Here is an 18,357-nt window from a genome sequence, read left to right as displayed (position 1 = left end):
CAGCCTCTTCGACCCGGCTCCCCGCTCCGACGCGGGCGGTGACGGCGAGTCCTTCTTCGGCGGCGGTTCCGTGGGCCGCGCCTCGGACACCGGTTCCTTCGGCAGGGTCTCCGACACCGGCCCGTTCCGCCGCCCCGTCACCGACACGGGTGCCTTCCGGGCCACGACGAGCAACTCCTACGACGCCTTCGGCGGTACCGGAGCGTCGTCCGGCAACGGCGCCGCGGCCAACGGAAACGGCGCGGAGGGGTCGCGGGACATCAGCGGTTCCCACGAGCACCACGCGACCCCGGCGCGCAGCGACGACACCGAGACCTTCCCGGCCGTCTCCTCCGACTGGAACAACGGCTCCCAGCAGGGCCCGTCGTCCCACGACACCGGGAACTGGCGCTCCGGCGGGACCGACTCCCGCGAGGGGTACGGCTCGACCGCCTACCTCTCCCGTCGCTACGGTGGGGCCCAGGGACCCAACAACACCGTCGTCCCGCCCACCCCGGCCGGTGAGGGAAGCGACTCGCTGCCGATCTTCGACGCGATCGAGTCCAACTGGTTCAAGCGTCGCAGCGGCGGTCCCACCGTGGACACCACCGAGACCGGTCCCATGCAGCAGGTCTCCCCGAGGGAGGAGCGGACCCGAGAGGAGCGCGTGCAGGAACACCGTGCCCACGAGCAGCGCGCCCAGGCCAACAACGGCACCGAACAGAGGCCCGGCTCCCAGCAGGAGGAGTGGACCTCCGCGGCGGACCGCGGCTGGCAGGCCGCGCGCACCGCGGCCGAGCCCCAGGCGGGCGGCCTGACGACCTCGGGCTTGCCAAAACGGGTTCCCAAGGCAAACCTTGTTCCAGGGACGGCGCCCAAGCCGGAGAACTTCAAGCAGATGCCCACACGGAGCGCGGACCGCGTCCGCAACCGCTTCTCGGGTTTCCAGAAGGGCGTCAGGGAGGGCCGGAACCGGATCGGGGAAGGCCCGACGGAGGGGTGACCCCAATGCGACCTGGTGGGATGGGGTCCCCCTTATTCCCGGGGGCCGGATGCAATAGCATCTACCGAGCTTCTCGGACGCGTCACACCCGTCGCTTGACGAGAGCAGAACACCAGACTCCCGGTCTCCCCCTCGGGAGGGGCCGGGCAGTTCGTAGAGGCAGTGCTGTCACATGCCGTGCCGGCGGTAGCAGTGCCCAGAGACCAGCCGGCGAAATTGGACAGGAGATCAGATGAGTCGACAGGTGAATGAACTCAACTGGTTGATCACTGACTTTGCCGACCGGGTCCCCGACGTAGCCCACGCGATCGTCGTCTCCTCTGACGGCCTTCCGTTGGCCTCGTCCGCGGGCTTCCCGGCTGACCGGGCCGACCAGCTCGCAGCGATCGCCTCCGGTCTGTCGAGCCTGACACAGGGCGCGGCCAGGGTGTTCGAGGGTGGAGCGGTCGCCCAGACCGTCGTGGAGATGGAGCGGGGGCTGATGCTCATCATGGCCATCAGCGACGGCTCCTGCCTCGCGGTCCTGGCCGCCGCGGAGAGCGACCTGGGTCTGGTCGCGTACGAGATGACCCTGCTCGTCGAGCGGGCGGGGCGGGCGCTGACACCAACGGCGCGCACCTCGGGAATCCACTGAACCACCACCGACAGGAGGAAGTGGTGGCACCTCACAGTAGAGATGCCGGGAGCGCCTCGTGGTTCGGACAACAGCCGAGCGGTCCCCCCACGGGGGGAATGCCGGCGGTTCCGGGCGGCGGAGATGTTCCTCGACCAATCCAACAACCGTATGATCAGCAATCCGCCGTGGGGAGCGCGCCCAGTTCTCTGGTCCGTCCCTACGCGGTGACCAAGGGCCGTACCAAGCCGAAGTCGCAGCTTCCGCTGGAAGCACTGATCTCGGCGACCGCGGCGGCCCGTAACGAGTCTGGGACGCTGACGCCCGAATGGCAGGCGATCAGCGACCTGTGCCGGGAATGGCGCTCCGTGGCGGAGATCTCCGCGTTGTTGCGGATGCCGCTCGGTGTGGCGCGGGTGCTTGTGGCGGACATGTCCGAGCAGGGACTGGTCCAGATCAGGTCCTCGCTCAACAACGACGCCCGTCCCAACACCAACCTGCTTGAAAGGGTGCTCAGTGGACTTCGCAAGCTCTAGCCCAGCCGAGGAAGGCGGTGCTGGGGGGAACGCGATGACGTCGGTCAAGATCGTCGTCGCCGGGGGCTTCGGTGTCGGGAAGACGACATTCGTTGGCTCCGTCTCCGAGATCGTGCCGCTGACCACCGAGGCGGTCATGACCAGCGCCAGCGTCGGGGTGGACGACCTCGCCAAGACGCCGGACAAGCAGACCACCACCGTGGCCATGGACTTCGGCAGGGTCTCCCTCGACTCCGACCTGATCCTGTACCTGTTCGGCACCCCCGGACAGCACCGGTTCTGGTTCATGTGGGACGACCTGGTCAAGGGCGCCATCGGTGCCGTCGTGCTGGTGGACACCCGCCGCCTGGCGGACTGCTTCCCCGCGATCGACTACTTCGAGGAGGCGCGCCTGCCCTTCATCGTGGCGATCAACGGGTTCGACGGCTACTACCCCCACGCCGCGGACGAGGTCCGGGACGCCCTGACGCTCAGTCCGGAGATCCCGATCGTCCAGGTGGACGCCCGTGACCGGGCCTCCACCAAGTCGACGCTCATCACCCTCGTCGAGCACGCCATCACGGTGGGGGACCCCGAGGGCGCGGCAGGACAGCCCACCTCCACCGGCGGCCAGAACTCCTGGCGCTAGGCCGCCTCCTTCTGGGCCGATCCGGGCCGGGGTCCCGCACAGAGCACGGCCCGGTTCCCGTGGGACGGGAACCGGGCGTCCGTGCTGGCATCATGGCGCCATGAGTTCTTCCGACGCAGAGGCCATGACCCGGCGGTTCCGCGAGGTGGCCGAGCGCGTGCTCGACTCCCTCCTCCACGACGCCCCCGAGTGGGCGCTGGACCTGGGTGACACCCGGGGCGCGGCCCGCCTGTCCGACCACTCCGCCGACGCCGACGTACGCCGCGTCTCCGTGCTCACCGACGCCCTCGGTTCCCTGGACGAGATCGACGGCGACCTGATCCCCGAGGGCGACCGGGTCGACCTGGAGGTGCTGCGCACCCGCGTCAGCGCCGACCTGTGGCACACCGCGGAGCTGCGGCCGCACACGTGGGACCCGCTCGTGCACTCCCCGGGCGAGGCCCTCCACACTCTCCTGGAGCGCGACCTCCTGCCCCTCCCCGAACGTCTGTCGGCGCTCGCCGCGCGCTGCTCGGCGCTGCCCGACTACCTGGCCACCGCGCGTGCGCGCCTGTCGGACGGCCCCGGGATGTCCCGGGTCCACGTGGAGACGGCCCTGGCACAGGCGTCGGGGGCCCGCGCCATGCTCGCCTCCGACGTACCCGCCCTGGCCGCGCGGGAGCCCTCCCTGGCCCCCGCCGACATGGAACCGGCCCGCGAGGCCGCCCAGGCCGCCGTGGAGGAGTACGAGACCTGGCTGCGCGGTCAGCTGGAGGGCGCCACCGCCGATCCCCGCCTGGGCGAACGCGAATTCGCCGCCCAGCTGTGGTACACACTCGACTCGGAACTCTCCCCCGACGCGCTGCTGGTGCGTGCCGAGAGCGACCTGCTCGCCACGGAGGAGGCGATCGCCGAGGTCGCGGCCGAGTACCAGGGCGCGCCGCGCCGACCGGGACAGGTGGCCGAGGTGCTCTCCGCGCTCGCCGAGGGGAACGCCACCGACGCCGACGGCGTCCGCCCCGCCTGCGCCGACGCGCTCGCGCACCTGGAGGAGCGGGTGCGCGAACTCGACGTGGTCACGGTCCACGAGGACCCGGTCCGGATCGTCCCGATGCCCGAGGCCCGCCGCGGGGTCGCCGTGGCCTACTGCGAACCCCCCGGTCCGCTCGACCCGTCGGCCAGGGAACGGCCGACCCTGGTGGCGGTGTCCCCGCCGCCCGCCGACTGGCCCGCCGAGCGGAGGGAGTCCTTCTTCCGCGAGTACAACACGGGAATGCTGCGCAACCTCATGGCCCACGAGGCCGTGCCCGGACACGCCCTCCAGCTCGCCCACGCCGCCCGCCACGACGGCGGCACACGGGTGGGCAGGGCCCTGTGGAGCGGCACGTTCGTGGAGGGCTGGGCGGTCTACGCCGAGGAGGTGCTGGCGGGCCACGGCTGGTCCGGGGACCGCCGAGAGGACCTCACCCTGCGCCTGGTCCAGCTCAAGATGCGCCTGCGCATGATCATCAACGCGATCCTGGACGTGCGCCTGCACACCGGCGACCTCACCGAGTCCGAGGCGATCTCGCTGATGACCCGGCGCGGTCACCAGGAGGAGGCCGAGGCCGTCGGCAAGTGGCGCCGGGCCCAGCTCACCAGCGCCCAGCTGTCCACCTACTACGTCGGCTACGCCGAGGTGTCCGACATCGCGCGCGACCTGGCGTCGGCACGGCCCTCGTTCGGCGAACGCGAACGGCACGACGCGATGCTCGCCCACGGCAGCCCGCCCCCGCGTCACCTGCGCACGCTGCTGGGGCTGTGAGCCGTGCCTTCTCGGGCCTCCGCCCCGCCCGCCGGGGCGCTCCGCGCCTCGGCGGGCCACCACCCTCGACGGTCGGCCTTCGGCCATGGCGCCCGTCGTCCCACCCGCGAGTCCTCCAGGGCCCCGTGGACGCCCGAACCAACCCCGAGGCCGGGGTTCCGTTCGGGGGCGGACCTCAGGGCAGCCTCCGCCGCCAGGCGACCTCCCGGTCCAGCTGGCCGGTCTCCGCGAACAGGCGCACCTGGTGGGTGTCGGGAAGCCTGCGGGCCAGCTCGTACCGGTCGGCGGCCTCGAAACCGAGCGTGCGCCAGAAGGGGCCCGAACGGCGGCTGAACAACCACGCCCTGCGGGCGCCCCGTTCGGCGGCCCGCTCGATCGCGTGCCGGGCCAGCGCGGACCCGGTGCCCGCGCGGCGCCCGTCCTCCCGGACGGCCACGCTGCGGAGGAGGGCGTCGTGTCCGTCGGCGCTGAGCTCGAAACCCGTCGTGGCGGCGATCGTCCCGTCGGTGTCCGGCGCGATCCACAGGTACACCGACGGGGAGTCGAGTCCGCTCAGGGTCAGGTCGGCACCGCGCAGGAACGCGGTGAGGGCGTCGCGGTCCGCCGGAACGGCGGGACGGAGGGTCATCACGGGCGCCGAGACTATCCGCAGGAACGTCCGGCGGACCCCGGCGGGTGGGCACTCCGACCGCCTCCCACGCGTTGGTACACCGGCGGGAGCCGCGCCGTGGCCGCCGTCCCGTGGAGTTCTCCACAGGTCGGATCGGCCAGGCGCGCCCCGCCCACCGCGCTTCTATGCTTGAAGCGCGAGAGTACGGACAGGCGACGGAAACGGACGAGCCATGCGCGGTGCCGACAACGAGCACGGAAACGGTCCCGGCGACCCTCCCGGCACGGGGACGGGGAGCCCCGACGGCTGGGAGCGGCTGTGGACCCCCCACCGCATGGCCTACATCAAGGGGGAGGGCAAACCCACCGGCTCACACCCCGAGGACGGGTGCCCCTTCTGCCGCGCCCCCGGACTGTCCGACCCCGAGGGCCTCGTGGTCGCCCGGGGCAAGTCGGCCTACGCGGTCCTCAACCTCTACCCCTACAACAGCGGCCACCTGCTGGTGTGCCCCTACCGCCACGTGTCCGACTACACCGCGCTCGACGAGGACGAGACCGCCGAGGTGGCCGCGCTCACCCAGGCGGGCATCCGGGCGCTGGGAACCGCCTACGGGCCGCAGGGCTTCAACGTCGGGATGAACCTCGGCACCGTGGCGGGCGCGGGGATCGCCGCGCACCTGCACCAGCACATCGTCCCCCGCTGGGGCGGTGACGCCAACTTCATGCCCGTCGTCGGCCAGACCAAGGTGCTGCCCGAGATGTTGGAGCAGACCCGGGCCAAGGTGGCCTCCCACTGGCCCAGAGGGTAGGGGCCCCTCCGGAGACCCGTGTCCCCCGTGGGGCCTACGCTCCGCGAGCGCCCGCGCCCCCGCGCTCCGACAGGATCCGGCGGCACGCCGTCCCCCGCCGGTGCGGTTCCCACCCCCACGACCGTTCCCGCCCTACGATCACAAGAAGACATGCTGAGAATCCTTCGCCCCTTGATCTCCCGGATCACCACTCCGCTCGGCCGGAGCCTGGCCCGGATCGGACTCACGCCGAACATCGTCACCATCGTCGGCGCCGTCGGCGTCGTCATCAGCGCGCTGTACTTCTACCCGCGCGGGTACCTGTACGCGGGTTCGGTCGTCATCACCGTCTTCGTGCTCTTCGACATGCTCGACGGCGCCGTGGCCCGAGCCAACGACAGCTCCACCGCGTTCGGCGCCTTCCTCGACTCCAGCCTCGACCGGATCGCCGACGCCGCCATCCTCTCCGGACTCGTGTGGTGGTTCGCCGGTGAGGGCGAGGAGCCCCTGCTCGCGGGCCTAACCCTCTTCTGCCTGGTCACCGGCTTCATGGTGTCCTACATCAAGGCACGCGCCGAGGGGTTGGGCGTCAACTGCGACGTGGGCGTCGCCGAGCGCACCGAACGCCTGGTGGTCATCCTGGTCGCCGTCGGCCTCGGCGGCCTCGGTGTGCCCTACGTCCTCGCGGGCGGGCTGTGGCTGCTCGCCGGGATGAGCCTGCTCACCGTCCTCCAGCGCCTCATCGAGACCCGTGCCCGCCTCGTCGAGCCCGCGGACGACGCCAACAGCGAGGCCTGAGGACCACGGAGAGGACGGGAGACCACGACGTGGACGAACGCACGGCCGACCTGGCCTACTCGGCGGGATGGACGCTGATCCGTCGCGCGCCCGAGCGCGCGGGGCGGTCGGTGTTCCGACGCCTGGCCGACCACTCCTGGCGCACCCACGACGACGGCACGCGCGGACTGGAACGCAACCTGCGGCGCCTGCTGGGCCCGGAGGCCACCGACGCCCAGCTGCGCGCGCTGTCCCGCGCGGGCATGCGCTCCTACATGCGCTACTACTACGAGATGTTCCGCCTCCCCGCGATGGGGGAGGAGTACGTCCTCGGCCGGACCCGCGCCACCGGGATCGAGACGCTGGAGAAGCACATCCGGTCGGGGCGCGGCGTGGTCGCCGCCCTGCCGCACATGGGCAACTGGGACCACGCCGGGGCCTGGATCACCCTGAACGGCATCCCCCTGACCACCGTCGCCCAGCGGCTGCGTCCCGAGAGCCTGTTCCAGCGGTTCACCGCCTACCGGGAGTCCCTGGGCATGGAGGTGCTGCCGCTGACGGGGAGCGGTTCCAACGTCGTGGGCACCCTGGCCCGGCGGCTGCGCGAGGGCGGTCTGGTGTGCCTGCTCGCCGACCGCGACATCAACGGCACCGGCCTGGAGGTGGACTTCTTCGGGGAGCCCGCGCGCGTGCCCTCCGGGCCCGCCGCCCTCGCCCTGAACACCGGCGCCGCCCTGATGCCGGTCTCGCTGTGGTACGACGGCCCGTACTGGAACATCCGCGTCCACGACGAGATCCCCGTCGCGGAGGGCGCCACCCGCGCCGAACGCGTCCACGCCACCACCCAGGAGCTGGTCCGCGTCTTCGAGGGGGCCATCGCCGAGCACCCCGAGGACTGGCACATGCTCCAGCCGGTGTTCAGCCGCGACCACGAACGTCACCGCGTCCCGCGGGGGAGAACCGGGACGCCCGCCGCGCCGGGGGAGCCCGGACACGGCGCTCCGCCGGTTCGGGGCGCGGATCCGGGCATGGTTCGCGCCACCGGGGTAGGGGGCCCTCAGGGCAGCGGGGCGGGGAGCCCCGGAGACGACGAACGGAACGGGTGACCGTGGTCATGCGGGTCGGCCTGGTCTGCCCCTACGCCTGGGACGTTCCGGGCGGGGTGCAGCAGCACGTCGGCGATCTCGCCGAGGCGCTCACCGACATGGGACACGAGGTGTCGGTCCTGGCGCCGGTGGGCGACGCGGGCGGCAGCCCCCTGCCCGACTACCTCGTGCCCGCGGGAAGACCGGTCCCCGTGCCCTACAACGGTTCGGTGGCCCGACTCAGCTTCGGTCCCAGGGCCGCCTCGCGGGTGCGCCGGTGGATCTCCGAGGGCGGGTTCGACGTCCTGCACATCCACGAGCCGTCCGCGCCGAGCGTCTCGCTGCTGGCCTGCTGGGCGGCCGACGGGCCCCTGGTGGCCACCTTCCACACCTCCAACCCGCGTTCCCGGGCTATGGCGATGGGCTCGCCGGCGCTGCGCTCGGCGATGGAGAAGATCAACGGGCGCATCGCCGTCTCCGAGTCGGCCCGGCGCACCCTGGTCGAACACCTCGGCGGGGACGCCGTGCTCATCCCCAACGGGGTGGCGGTGCGCAGGTTCGCGCGGGCCGAACCGCTGCCCGGATGGCCGGGCGGAGGCGGCTCGATCGGGTTCCTCGGACGCCTGGACGAACCCCGCAAGGGTCTGGGCGTCCTGCTGGAGGCCTTCGCGCTCATGGCGCCCGAACGCCCGGACCTGCGCGTGATGGTGGCCGGTCCCGGCGACCCCGCGGCGGCCATGGCCGCGGTCCCGGAGCACCTGCGCGAGCGCGTCGTGCTGCTGGGCCGCCTGGACGACGCCGACAAGGCGCGCGCCTACCACTCCGCCGACGTGTTCTGCGCGCCCAACCTGGGCGGCGAGAGCTTCGGTATCGTCCTGACCGAGGCGATGGCCTCCGGCGCGGCCATCGTGGCCAGCGACATCCCGGCCTTCTCCGCGGTCCTGGACGGCGGCGGCGCCGGGGAGCTGTTCGCCACGGGCGACCCCGCCCACCTGGCCGAACGCGCCGGTGCGCTGCTGGACGACCCGGGGCGGCGCGCCGAGCTGTCCCGGGCCGCACGCCGGGCGGTGCGCGCCTACGACTGGGACACCGTCGCCGCCGACGTCGCCCACGTCTACCGGACCGTCCTGACGGGGGACGGGGACGGCCCTCCCCTGGGGGTGCGCCCGGACGGCGGGCCCAACGCCACCGCTCTGCTACGTGGGGAGGCGCCGTGACCGCGGTTCCCCGCCGCTCTCCGGGAACGCCCGCCTCCGGCGCGTCCGCACGCCCGGGCGCGGGGCGAGGCGCGCCCGCGTCCCGGGTACCCGCTGTCGGTCACGGACGGGGCGCGCCCGTCTCCCCGGAACGGGGTGAACGGCCCTGATCGAGGACGTTCTCTTCGCCGCCACGGTCGTCGGCATCCTCCTGGCCCTGGTGCTGTTCGGCTTCTACCTGTCATGGCGGGCCAGGCGGATCCACAGGCTGCACCACCGGGTCGACGCCGCCCGCGCGGCCCTGGACGCGGCCCTGGACCGGCGCCACGCGGCCGTGTCCGCGCTGGTCGAGGCCGGGGGGACCGGTGCCGGCCGGGGGTTGTCCGAGGCGGTCACCGCCGCGCGCGACGCGGGGGAGGAGCAGTGCGAGATGGCCGAGAGCGCGCTCTCGCGCGCGCTGCGCGAGGCCCTGGAATCTTCGGGCTCCGACGGGTGTTCGAAACTGTCGGGACCCCGCCTGAATGAGGTGGAGTCCGCCGCCAAGGGCGTCCACATGGCCCGCACGTTCTACAACGACGCCGTCGCCGACACCCGTCGCGCCCGCCGCTCCAGACTCGTCCGGCTGTTCCGCCTGACGGGCACGGCGGCCCTCCCGGACTTCTTCGAGATCGACGACCAGCCGCCGAGCGTCCTGTTCCTGCCGGTGGAGCCCGACACCCTGTAAGGGGCGGGCACGGGAAAACACCGATCTGGCCAAAACCTCCGAAAGGGGGTGGAAGTAGGATGGGGGGCTGGTCGACCAGGGTGCGCGGCGCCGACGGTGTCCGCGTACCGCCGCGTGGTGCCGCCGACTCCGCTGCCCGTAGGCAGCCCCCAGCAGGAACCAAGACAACGGGAGTCCACAACCGTGGCCAACAACGCATCGAACACCTCCGACAACGCGGTCGGTACCGAGCGTGTCAAGCGCGGCATGGCCGAGCAGCTCAAGAACGGCGTCATCATGGACGTCGTCACGCCCGAGCAGGCCAAGATCGCCGAGGACGCCGGTGCCGTCGCGGTCATGGCCCTGGAGCGCGTCCCCGCCGACATCCGCAAGGACGGCGGCGTCGCCCGCATGTCCGACCCCGACATGATCGACGGCATCGTCGAGGCCGTGTCCATCCCCGTCATGGCCAAGGTTCGCATCGGCCACTTCGTCGAGGCCCAGGTCCTGGAGTCGCTCGGTGTCGACTTCATCGACGAGTCCGAGGTCCTCACGCCCGCCGACGAGGCCTACCACATCGACAAGTGGGCGTTCACCGTCCCGTTCGTGTGCGGTGCGACCAACCTGGGCGAGGCGCTGCGCCGCATCGCCGAGGGCGCGGCCATGATCCGCTCCAAGGGCGAGGCCGGCACCGGCAACGTCGTCGAGGCCACCCGCCACATGCGGTCCATCCGCTCCGAGATCCGGCGCCTGGGCACGCTCGACGAGGCCGAGCTGTTCGGCGCGGCCAAGGAGCTGCGCGCCCCCTTCGAGATCGTCAAGGAGGTCGCGGCGCTGGGCAAGCTCCCGGTCCCGCTGTTCTCCGCCGGTGGCGTGGCCACCCCGGCCGACGCCGCCCTCATGCGCCAGCTCGGCGCCGAGAGCGTGTTCGTGGGCTCGGGCATCTTCAAGTCCGGTGACCCCGCCAGGCGCGCCGACGCCATCGTGCAGGCCACCCTGCACCACGAGGACCCCGCCGTCATCGCGCGCGTGTCCCGCGGCCTGGGCGACGCCATGGTCGGCATCAACCTGGACGACCTGTCCGACGCCCAGCGCTACGCCGGTCGCGGCTGGTAACCGCCGCGGCGTCCGACGGACGGGCCACCGTCCGCGGCCGCCCCACGGGCGGCGGGGTGCGCACGACCCCGCCGCCCGCCCGGGGCGCACAGCCCACGACCACGAGTGAGGCCGTACTTGACCGCCAGACCCACCATCGGCGTCCTCGCCCTCCAGGGCGACGTCGCCGAACACCTGCGCGTCCTCGAATCCCTGGACGCGCACACCGTCAAGGTGCTCTCCCCCGACCAGCTCGACACCCTGGACGGGCTGGTCGTCCCGGGCGGGGAGTCCACCACCATGTCCAAGCTGGCCGTCCGGTACGGCCTGCTGGAACCGCTGCGCAAGCGGATCGCGGCGGGGATGCCCGCCTACGGCACGTGCGCCGGGATGATCATGCTCGCCGACCGCCTGCTGGGCGCGACCGCGGACCAGCGGACCGTCGGCGGCATCGACATGACGGTGCGACGCAACGCGTTCGGACGCCAGACCGAGTCGTTCGAGACGGCCGTCGACATCGTCGGCCTGGAGGGCGATCCCTTCGACGCGGTGTTCATCCGCGCGCCCTGGGTGGAGTCGGTCGGCCCCGGAGTCGAGGTGCTCGGCGCAGTCCCCGGTCCCGACACGGCCGGTAGGATCGTCGCCGTACGACAGGGCGGCCTGATGGCCACGTCCTTCCATCCCGAACTGACCGGCGACGCGCGCATCCACCGCCTCTTCGTCGACATCGTGAAAGGACATTCATGAGCGGCCACTCAAAGTGGGCCACCACCAAGCACAAGAAAGCCGTCATCGACGCCAAGCGCGGCAAGCTCTTCGCCAAGCTGATCAAGAACATCGAGGTGGCCGCGCGTACCGGTGGTGGTGACCCGGACGGGAACCCGACGCTCTACGACGCCATCCAGAAGGCGAAGAAGAACTCGGTTCCGCTCGACAACATCGAGCGCGCCCGCAAGCGCGGCTCCGGTGAGGAGGCCGGCGGTGCGGAGTGGCAGACCATCATGTACGAGGGTTACGCGCCCGGCGGCGTGGCCCTGCTGGTGGAGTGCCTCACCGACAACCGCAACCGCGCCGCCTCCGAGGTGCGCGTGGCGGTGACCCGCAACGGCGGCAGCATGGCCGACGCCGGTTCGGTGTCCTACCTGTTCAACCGCAAGGGCGTCGTGCTCGTGTCCAAGGAGGGCACCACCGAGGACGACGTGACCCTGGCGGTGCTGGAGGCCGGTGCCGAGGAGGTCGAGGACCTGGGCGAGTCCTTCGAGATCGTCTGCGAGGCCACCGACCTGGTCGCCGTGCGCACCGCGCTCCAGGAGGCGGGCATCGAGTACGACTCCGCCGACTCCAGCTGGCTGCCGACCATGGAGGTCCCGGTCGAGGCCGACACCGCCAAGAAGGTGATGCGGGTGGTCGACGCGCTGGAGGACTCCGACGACGTCCAGAACGTCTTCACCAACGCCGACATCCCCGACGAGGTCATGGCCGAGATCAGCTGACCCCGCGGAACCGACGCCTGTGGCCGCGCCCCTCCCCGGGGCCGCGGCCACAGGCGTTCGTGCGGTGCGGGCGTACTCCGGTGCCGCCGACCTCATCACCCGTCCAGGTCCAGTGCCTCCCTGACGCCCTCCGGTGACTCGTGGGGCGCCAGGTGCCCGACACCCTCGATCACGTGCACCCGGGCGTTCAGGAAACGGCGGGCGGCCCCATGCAGGAGGGCCGGGGAGAAGACGCGGTCGTGGGAGCCGGTCGCCACGGTCACCGGCACACCGTGCCAGTCACGGAAGTCCTCACCCCGGAGTATCCCCGGGACCGGGCCCGTACGGCAGTGCCGTCCCACCAGCGTCACCCACTCCTCCAAGGGACGCGTGTCCGGCACGCGCCCCGGTCCCGGGGGAGCGCACAGCGTGTCCAGCAGCCGGAGGCTGGTGTGTTCGCCGGGCGAGAGCCGCCACGCGCACGTCGCACGCAGACGGCCGAGGTCGGGCCCCGGGGCGGCCAGCCCCGCCGGGTTGACCAGCACCAGGCGCTCCACCAGCGGTGACGGCAGGGAGGTCAGGGCGGCGACCGCCCCCAGCGAGTGCCCGAGCACCACCACCGGCCGGTCGGTGACCTGGGGCAGCAGCGCGTCGAGCCACGCTCCGTAGGCCCCCGCCCGCCGTCCGAACGGGCGGCGCGAACAGCTCAGACCGGGCTGTCCGGGCAGGTCGGCCAGGATCACGGTGCGGTCGGAGGCCAGGAGGCGGGCCGTGCCGACGAGGTTCGCCGAGCTGAGGACCGAACCGGGCAGGACCAGCACCGGGGTCGCCGGGCCGCCGTCGATCACGTGCACCCGGGTCGGCCGCCCGGCCGGGGTGAGTTCGAGCAGGGGACGCGCGTCCGGGCATGTGACCAGCTCCCTCTCACACCACGAGCGCACGGCGACCTCGCCGGGTCTGGACCGATACACGGGTACATGCATCGAGGACTGGGACAACATCTCTCACCTGGGCTTGGACAGGAACTGACGGCATACGACGCGGGCCCTGGGGCCGCGTGCGCCAGGACAGGGGGGAGGATCGGTGGGAAACGGCGGGATGCGGGCCTCGTTCGGACACCGGTCCGGCCACGCACCAATCAGGCGTCCCGCACACGCGGAACGCCTGGTCAGCGGTACTTCTCAGCGCAAGGGGTCGAGGGCGCGCAGCTCCGTGGGCCGCTCTCCGGTGATGATCTGTTCGGCGAGCAGCCTGCCGGTGATCGGCCCGTGGGTGAGCCCCCACATGCCGTGGCCGCCCGCCATGTACACGCCGGGGGTGCGGGTCGCACCGACCAGGGGCATGCCGTCGGGGGTGACCGGGCGGGGCCCCACCCAGGTGTCGGAGCGCTCCTCCCAGCGCACCCCCCGAAGGTAGGGGCGCGCGGAGGCGATGATGGCCCCGATGCGCCGCTCGTCCAGGGCCGCGTCGGGGCCCCGGAACTCCATGGTTCCCGCCACACGCAGGGACCCCTGGTACGGGGTGCACGCCACGCGGGCCTCGGGGATGTAGATCGGCCCGGGAACGGGATCGCTGGTGGGCACGGTGAAGGAGTAACCCCTGCCCGCGCGGACCGGGGTACGGACGCCATGGGTGCGGGCGAGCCCGTCGAACCAGGCGCCCGTGGACACCACGACGGCGTCCGCGAACAGCGGTTCGTCGCCCGACGAGGTCGTGATGACGGAGTCGCCCACCCGGCGGACGTCGGTGACGTCGAACCCGTCACGGACCTGCCCGCCGCGCTCGCGCACCGACCGGGCCAGGTTCCGGACCAGGGTGCCGGGATCGACGTGGCGCTGCCCGTCCAGGCGTACGGCCGCCCCGACGCGCCCGGAGGCCTGGGGCAGGGCCTCCCGTGCCTGGTCGCCGGTGGCCGCGCCGTAGTCCAGGTGCAGACCGGAGTCGGTGACGCGCTCCAGTTCACGCAGCAGGCCGACCGCCGCACGGGGAGATCGGAACACCGCCGTGATGGGGGATTCGTGCATGGTCGTCTCGACACCGCCCTTGTCCAGGAGGTCGAAGGCGTCCAGGCACGAGGTGTTCAGGGGCAGGTTGGCGCGTACGGCGCGCTCCCACGGGCCCCAGCGGCAGTGGGCGGCGAAACGGGCCAGGAACAGCCACAGCCCCGGGTCGGGGGTGAAGGGCACCGACAGCGGCGCCGCCGGGTCCAGGAGGGAACTGAGGCCGTAGCGCAGGACGCCCGGCTCGTTCAGGGGCAGAGCCAGCCCCGGGGAGAGCCAACCGGCGTTGCCCCAGGAGGCCCCGGTGCCCGTCCCCTTCCGGTCGACGACGGTGACGCGCGCTCCGTGCTCCTGGAGGAACCAGGCCGTCGACAGGCCGACCACGCCCGCACCCACGACCAGCACGTGCTGGCCCCCGCCGACACGTCCCACGTCCGTCATCGCCCCTGCTCCCCCTGTCCGACCACGACTTTCAGCCCCACCATGCCCCCTTTCCCGAGAGGTGTTCTTGTCGGAAGACGACAACGGGGGGTGCGGTTCCTGTCGTCCTGCTACAAGGGTGTGAGGCGGGACCTCGGTCCCGCCCGCTTCGGGCAGGTCCACGGTGAGCGTCCCCGGGGGGGGCCGCGCGCGGTCGAACTGCCCTTGGCGGTGTGGGCGGGCATCCCGGTACGGGTGCCCCGGAGCGGGAGGTCGCGGACCCGGGGGTGGAGAGAGGTCACGCCCCCACGCTGGCCCGCGGCCCCCTCCCGAAGGACACGGCGTCGGCGCGGGTCGGTCCCCCGAGGACCGCCTCCAGCGGCAGTCCCAGCTCCGCTCCGACGGCCTCGGCGGGGGAGTCGGGCGCGGGGGAGAGCACGGGACGCGCCGCCAGCATGGCGCGGGTGAGCCGCTCCTGTCGCGCCAGGTGCGCGGCGCCCGCCACGGCGGCGCCCGGACGGGTGGGGCCCGGCGCCTCGGCGGGGACCGGCTCCAGGGCCGAACCGTCCGGTGCGGTGTACCCCGTGCACCAGCGCAGCCGCCCGCCCGCCCGTGCGGGGGCGTCGGCGTGCGTGACCACCAGGGTGTCCACCCCGCCCGTGGCGGCGAGCGCGTACCGGTGCGCCACCGCGTCGAAGTGTCCCACCCGGAACGCCCCCTGCCACGGGTGCGCGCCGTTGTGCGCGTCGACCAGCACCGAGCCCAGCTCCGGGTCCTCGGCCACGAGCGGGCCCGCGCCGTGCCGGGTGGTGTAGGTGCGCACCACGCCGATCCGGCGGGCGTCGCCGGGGCGCCCGGCCTCGGCCAGGAGCGCGAGCGGGTTCGCGGTGGTCGTGGTGGACCAGGTGGTGTGGGGGTGGAAGCCGTGCCACTCGTCCAACAGCACCCCCTGGGCCCCCTCGAACACCACGGGGGACCGGGCGAGGAGCCGGGGCAGGTGGTCCTCGTCCACCAACCGCACCCGTCGGGCGAAGGCCAGGTAGGCCTCGACGCACCCCTCGACGTCGGGGTCCGGCCCGGTTCCCGTCGTGGCTCCCGCGCCGCCAGGGGAGGGCAGCGCCCGGCGTACGGCGTGCAGGTGGTCGGCCAGGCGGCGCAGCTTGCGGCGCAGCACGTCCGGACGCGCGCAGTCACCGGCGGTCGGCGCGTCCCCGGGGCGGGCCAGGGCGTAGGCCATGGTCTCGCCCACCCCCATCCCGCAGGACCCGTGCCGGTCGCCGCCGCGCGCCCGCTCCCGCGCCCGGTTGGCCTCCTGGTGCCAGGGCGTGCTGATCAGCGCACGACGGTCCACCGTGACCAGCGAGAACGGGTCGGGGACACCGAGCGAGGCCAGGTGCGTGGCCTCGGCGGCCAGGGCGAGGGGGTCCACCACCGCCAGGCGCGACAGGTGCGTGGGCACCGGACCGCCGGGGGCCAGCGTGCCCGAGCCGAACTGGGCGAAGGTGTGGTGGCGCCCGTCGGGGGTCACCACGTTGTGCGCGGCCTGGGCGCCCCCGTTGGCGCGCACGACGGCGCCGAAGCGCCGCCGCGCGCACAGCAGGTCGACCGTCACGCCCTTGCCCGCGTCACCGAACCCCAGGTCGACGACGACGGCGTTCCCCTCGGCCCACGGGGCGGACACGCCGGTCACAGCCGGTCCACCCCGCCCGCNCGCCGAGGCCGCCGGGGGTGTCGGCCACGACCACCGAACCCCGGGACGCGGACAGCGGACGCAGCGCCCGGCCGACCGCCTCGCCCGCGTCGGAGCCCGCCTCGGCCAGGTCCGCCAGGCCCCTCTCCAGGTCGATGGCCTCCTCGGCGAGCCCGACGGTGACCGCGATGGTCTCCGACACCGCGTCGAGGTCGTCGAGGTGGATGACGTTCTGGCCCAGGTGGGTGTCCCAGAACCCGCGGACCTTGTCGTCGCGGAAGTGTCCGCTGCCGGTCGGCATCACGAAGTGGACCTCGAAGCTGCGCCGCAGCTCGGCCAGGATCCGCGGGAACGGGATGTCCTCGGTGAGGTCGTCGCCGATCACCTCGCGTACCTCGCGGGCCTTGACCGCGCCGTAGGCCGTCTCGTCGCCGATGACGAAGAGGTGCCCGCGCCGTCCGCGCTTCTCCAGGCAGTCCAGGGAGGTGTGCCGGGCCATGAAGTACATGGCCAGCTCGTAGGACTCCGTCATCTGGCCGCCACCGCCGCCCTCCAGCAGGATGTTGCCCAGGTCGTCCTCCAGTTCGTTGCCGGACTCGAACTGCCCGACCTGGAGCGGGGCGCGGTCGCACGTGGCGTCGCCGATCGCGCCGAAGAGGATCTGCGGGTCCTCCACGTAGCCCTTGCGCAGCAGCAGGCCGAACAGGTCGGGCAGCTTGGTCTGGAGGACGCGCGGCACGTCGCGCATGGACCCGGTGACGTCGAAGAGCACCGAGATGGCGAGCGAGTTGGGGTGCTCGGCGGAGTCGCGGCTCTCGCGCACGCGCACCCCGTGGGGGTCGAGGCTGTCGTGGACCCGCCAGGAGCCGCGCGGGGTCGAGGCGAGTACGTCGTCGGTGTAGCCGAAGCTGCTGGAGCCGACGGAGGAGTTGTAGGCCTGACGCGCGTGGTAGGCGTCGGTGGACCAGCTGCTGCTTCCCATGGTGTGTCTCCTTCGGGGGTGGGTGGGGTGGACGCCGGGGACGGGGCGGGGGCCGGAAGGGTCAGCCCTCGGGGGCCGGTGCCGTGTCCGGCATGGCGAAGGGGCGGAACCGGCGTGGCCCGTGGACGCGCTCCAGCGCCTCGTCGAGCTCGCCGAGCAGGGTCAACCCGTCGCGGGGCCGCCGCTCGGGCGCGGGCAGGGTGCAGCCGCGCGCGAAGGCCCGCAGCCGCCGGGGCAGACGGCCCGCGGTGAGGTACTCCACGCAGCGGGTCGCCATGTGGATGTCGGTCTGGGGCAGGGCCGGGCGGCGGGCGGCCACCTCGGGCGGGTAGAGGTCCTCGCGGCCGGGCACCATCGCCGGGACGTGCGGCGCGGTGCGCGGGGCGCGCGCCGTCACCGAGTGGCACCAGTCGACCAGGACCAGCCCGTGTTCGGCCGGATGGACCATCACGTGTTCGGGCACGACCGCGCCGTGCACCACCCCGGCCCGGGCGGCGTTGCCGACGGCGACCAGCAGCCGCCGCCACATCCACGCCGCGTCGCGCGGGTCGACGCCGTCGGGGTGGGCGCGACGTACCTCGGCCAGGGTGTGGAAACCGCGCAGTCGCCCCAGGACGTTGGCCCTCCGTTCCACGCCGGTGGCCGCGTCGCGGTGCTTGAAGGACTCCACCAGCTCGGGGGCGAAGGCCCGGTAGCGCTCGTGTCCGTGTTCGCGGACGCGGCGCAGGGCGGTGGCCTCGGCGTCCATCAGGTCGTTGTCGCGCGGCGCGCGGGGCAGTTTGAGCACGGCGTCGTGCCAGCGCGTGTCCCGGTAGCGCACCGGGTACAGGTCGGCGACGTCCCCCCGGGCCAGCCGCGCCTCGCCGACCCGGTAGGTGTGCGTGCCGGTGGCCAGGGTGAGGTCGCCGAAGCGCAGGTCGCCCGCGGCCATCGACCGGTACAGGTCCCACAGTTCGGAGAGCCGGGCGAAGGGCGCGGTGCCGCTTCCGGGCGGCGCC

The 18,357-nt window shown here is 73.1% G+C and carries 18 protein-coding genes and 1 pseudogene; 13 read left to right on the top strand and 6 right to left on the bottom strand.

From position 1 onward, the window contains the following. The 5 genes and pseudogenes from D455_RS0117650 to D455_RS0117630 all read left to right on the top strand — a co-directional run. Positions 1-982 (top strand): annotated as a pseudogene (locus D455_RS0117650) (nitrate- and nitrite sensing domain-containing protein); the annotation flags it as partial. A gap of 232 nt (positions 983-1,214) precedes the next feature. Continuing rightward, positions 1,215-1,616, top strand: coding sequence for a roadblock/LC7 domain-containing protein (locus D455_RS0117645; RefSeq protein WP_014909276.1), 402 nt, complete (start codon positions 1,215-1,217; stop codon positions 1,614-1,616). Between the two features lie 98 nt (positions 1,617-1,714). Next, complete coding sequence (locus D455_RS0117640; protein ID WP_241480269.1) at positions 1,715-2,131, top strand: DUF742 domain-containing protein; 417 nt, start codon at positions 1,715-1,717, stop codon at positions 2,129-2,131. Between the two features lie 34 nt (positions 2,132-2,165). Then, positions 2,166-2,759, top strand: coding sequence for a GTP-binding protein (locus D455_RS0117635; RefSeq protein ID WP_017572034.1), 594 nt, complete (start codon positions 2,166-2,168; stop codon positions 2,757-2,759). 124 nt (positions 2,760-2,883) lie between these two features. Further along, complete coding sequence (locus tag D455_RS0117630; RefSeq protein ID WP_017572033.1) at positions 2,884-4,542, top strand: DUF885 domain-containing protein; 1,659 nt, start codon at positions 2,884-2,886, stop codon at positions 4,540-4,542. Between the two features lie 175 nt (positions 4,543-4,717). On the opposite strand, the gene D455_RS0117625 is transcribed toward D455_RS0117630, so the two are convergent. Beyond that, positions 4,718-5,170, bottom strand: coding sequence for a GNAT family N-acetyltransferase (locus D455_RS0117625; RefSeq protein WP_017572032.1), 453 nt, complete (start codon positions 5,168-5,170; stop codon positions 4,718-4,720). 214 nt (positions 5,171-5,384) lie between these two features. On the opposite strand from D455_RS0117625, the gene D455_RS0117620 reads away from it, so the two are divergent. From D455_RS0117620 to D455_RS0117585, 8 genes are all read left to right on the top strand, one after another. Further along, entirely contained in the window at positions 5,385-5,960 is a 576-nt protein-coding gene (locus D455_RS0117620; protein ID WP_017572031.1) for an HIT family protein, read from the top strand. A 171-nt stretch (positions 5,961-6,131) separates the two neighbouring features. Continuing rightward, on the top strand, positions 6,132-6,737 hold the full coding sequence (pgsA, locus tag D455_RS0117615; protein ID WP_017572030.1) for a phosphatidylinositol phosphate synthase: 606 nt from the start codon (positions 6,132-6,134) through the stop codon (positions 6,735-6,737). A gap of 29 nt (positions 6,738-6,766) precedes the next feature. Then, on the top strand, positions 6,767-7,822 hold the full coding sequence (locus tag D455_RS0117610; protein WP_017572029.1) for a phosphatidylinositol mannoside acyltransferase: 1,056 nt from the start codon (positions 6,767-6,769) through the stop codon (positions 7,820-7,822). Continuing rightward, on the top strand, positions 7,819-9,018 hold the full coding sequence (locus tag D455_RS0117605) for a glycosyltransferase family 4 protein (RefSeq protein ID WP_017572028.1): 1,200 nt from the start codon (positions 7,819-7,821) through the stop codon (positions 9,016-9,018). Before D455_RS0117610 ends, D455_RS0117605 begins: the two co-directional genes overlap by 4 nt. Before the next feature lie 199 nt (positions 9,019-9,217). After that, entirely contained in the window at positions 9,218-9,721 is a 504-nt protein-coding gene (locus D455_RS0117600) for a hypothetical protein (protein ID WP_017572027.1), read from the top strand. A gap of 183 nt (positions 9,722-9,904) precedes the next feature. Next, positions 9,905-10,816, top strand: coding sequence for a pyridoxal 5'-phosphate synthase lyase subunit PdxS (gene pdxS / locus D455_RS0117595; RefSeq protein WP_017572026.1), 912 nt, complete (start codon positions 9,905-9,907; stop codon positions 10,814-10,816). 117 nt (positions 10,817-10,933) lie between these two features. Next, complete coding sequence (gene pdxT / locus D455_RS0117590) at positions 10,934-11,542, top strand: pyridoxal 5'-phosphate synthase glutaminase subunit PdxT (RefSeq protein WP_017572025.1); 609 nt, start codon at positions 10,934-10,936, stop codon at positions 11,540-11,542. Further along, positions 11,539-12,288, top strand: coding sequence for a YebC/PmpR family DNA-binding transcriptional regulator (locus D455_RS0117585; protein ID WP_017572024.1), 750 nt, complete (start codon positions 11,539-11,541; stop codon positions 12,286-12,288). The genes pdxT and D455_RS0117585 overlap by 4 nt, the downstream gene beginning before the upstream one ends. 95 nt (positions 12,289-12,383) lie before the next feature. Here D455_RS0117585 and D455_RS0117580 read toward each other — a convergent pair whose 3' ends face one another. The 5 genes from D455_RS0117580 to D455_RS0117560 all read right to left on the bottom strand — a co-directional run. After that, positions 12,384-13,250 (bottom strand): alpha/beta fold hydrolase, encoded by an 867-nt coding sequence (locus tag D455_RS0117580; protein ID WP_086003357.1) that lies wholly within the window; start codon positions 13,248-13,250, stop codon positions 12,384-12,386. A gap of 198 nt (positions 13,251-13,448) precedes the next feature. After that, positions 13,449-14,708, bottom strand: coding sequence for an NAD(P)/FAD-dependent oxidoreductase (locus D455_RS0117575; RefSeq protein WP_017572022.1), 1,260 nt, complete (start codon positions 14,706-14,708; stop codon positions 13,449-13,451). A 277-nt stretch (positions 14,709-14,985) separates the two neighbouring features. Next, the gene (locus D455_RS0117570; RefSeq protein WP_017572021.1) at positions 14,986-16,377 is read right to left on the bottom strand and encodes an adenylosuccinate synthetase; all 1,392 of its coding nucleotides are present in this window, start codon (positions 16,375-16,377) and stop codon (positions 14,986-14,988) included. Then, complete coding sequence (locus D455_RS0117565; protein ID WP_017572020.1) at positions 16,313-17,359, bottom strand: hypothetical protein; 1,047 nt, start codon at positions 17,357-17,359, stop codon at positions 16,313-16,315. Before D455_RS0117565 ends, D455_RS0117570 begins: the two co-directional genes overlap by 65 nt. 61 nt (positions 17,360-17,420) lie before the next feature. Further along, positions 17,421-18,357, bottom strand: a 937-nt coding sequence (locus D455_RS0117560) for a hypothetical protein (RefSeq protein ID WP_017572019.1), incomplete at its 5' end; no start/stop codon positions are given.

Source organism: Nocardiopsis halotolerans DSM 44410, assembly GCF_000341065.1.
In the GTDB taxonomy this organism is placed as follows: domain Bacteria; phylum Actinomycetota; class Actinomycetes; order Streptosporangiales; family Streptosporangiaceae; genus Nocardiopsis; species Nocardiopsis halotolerans.
This window is presented reverse-complemented; position numbering and strand designations above follow the sequence as displayed.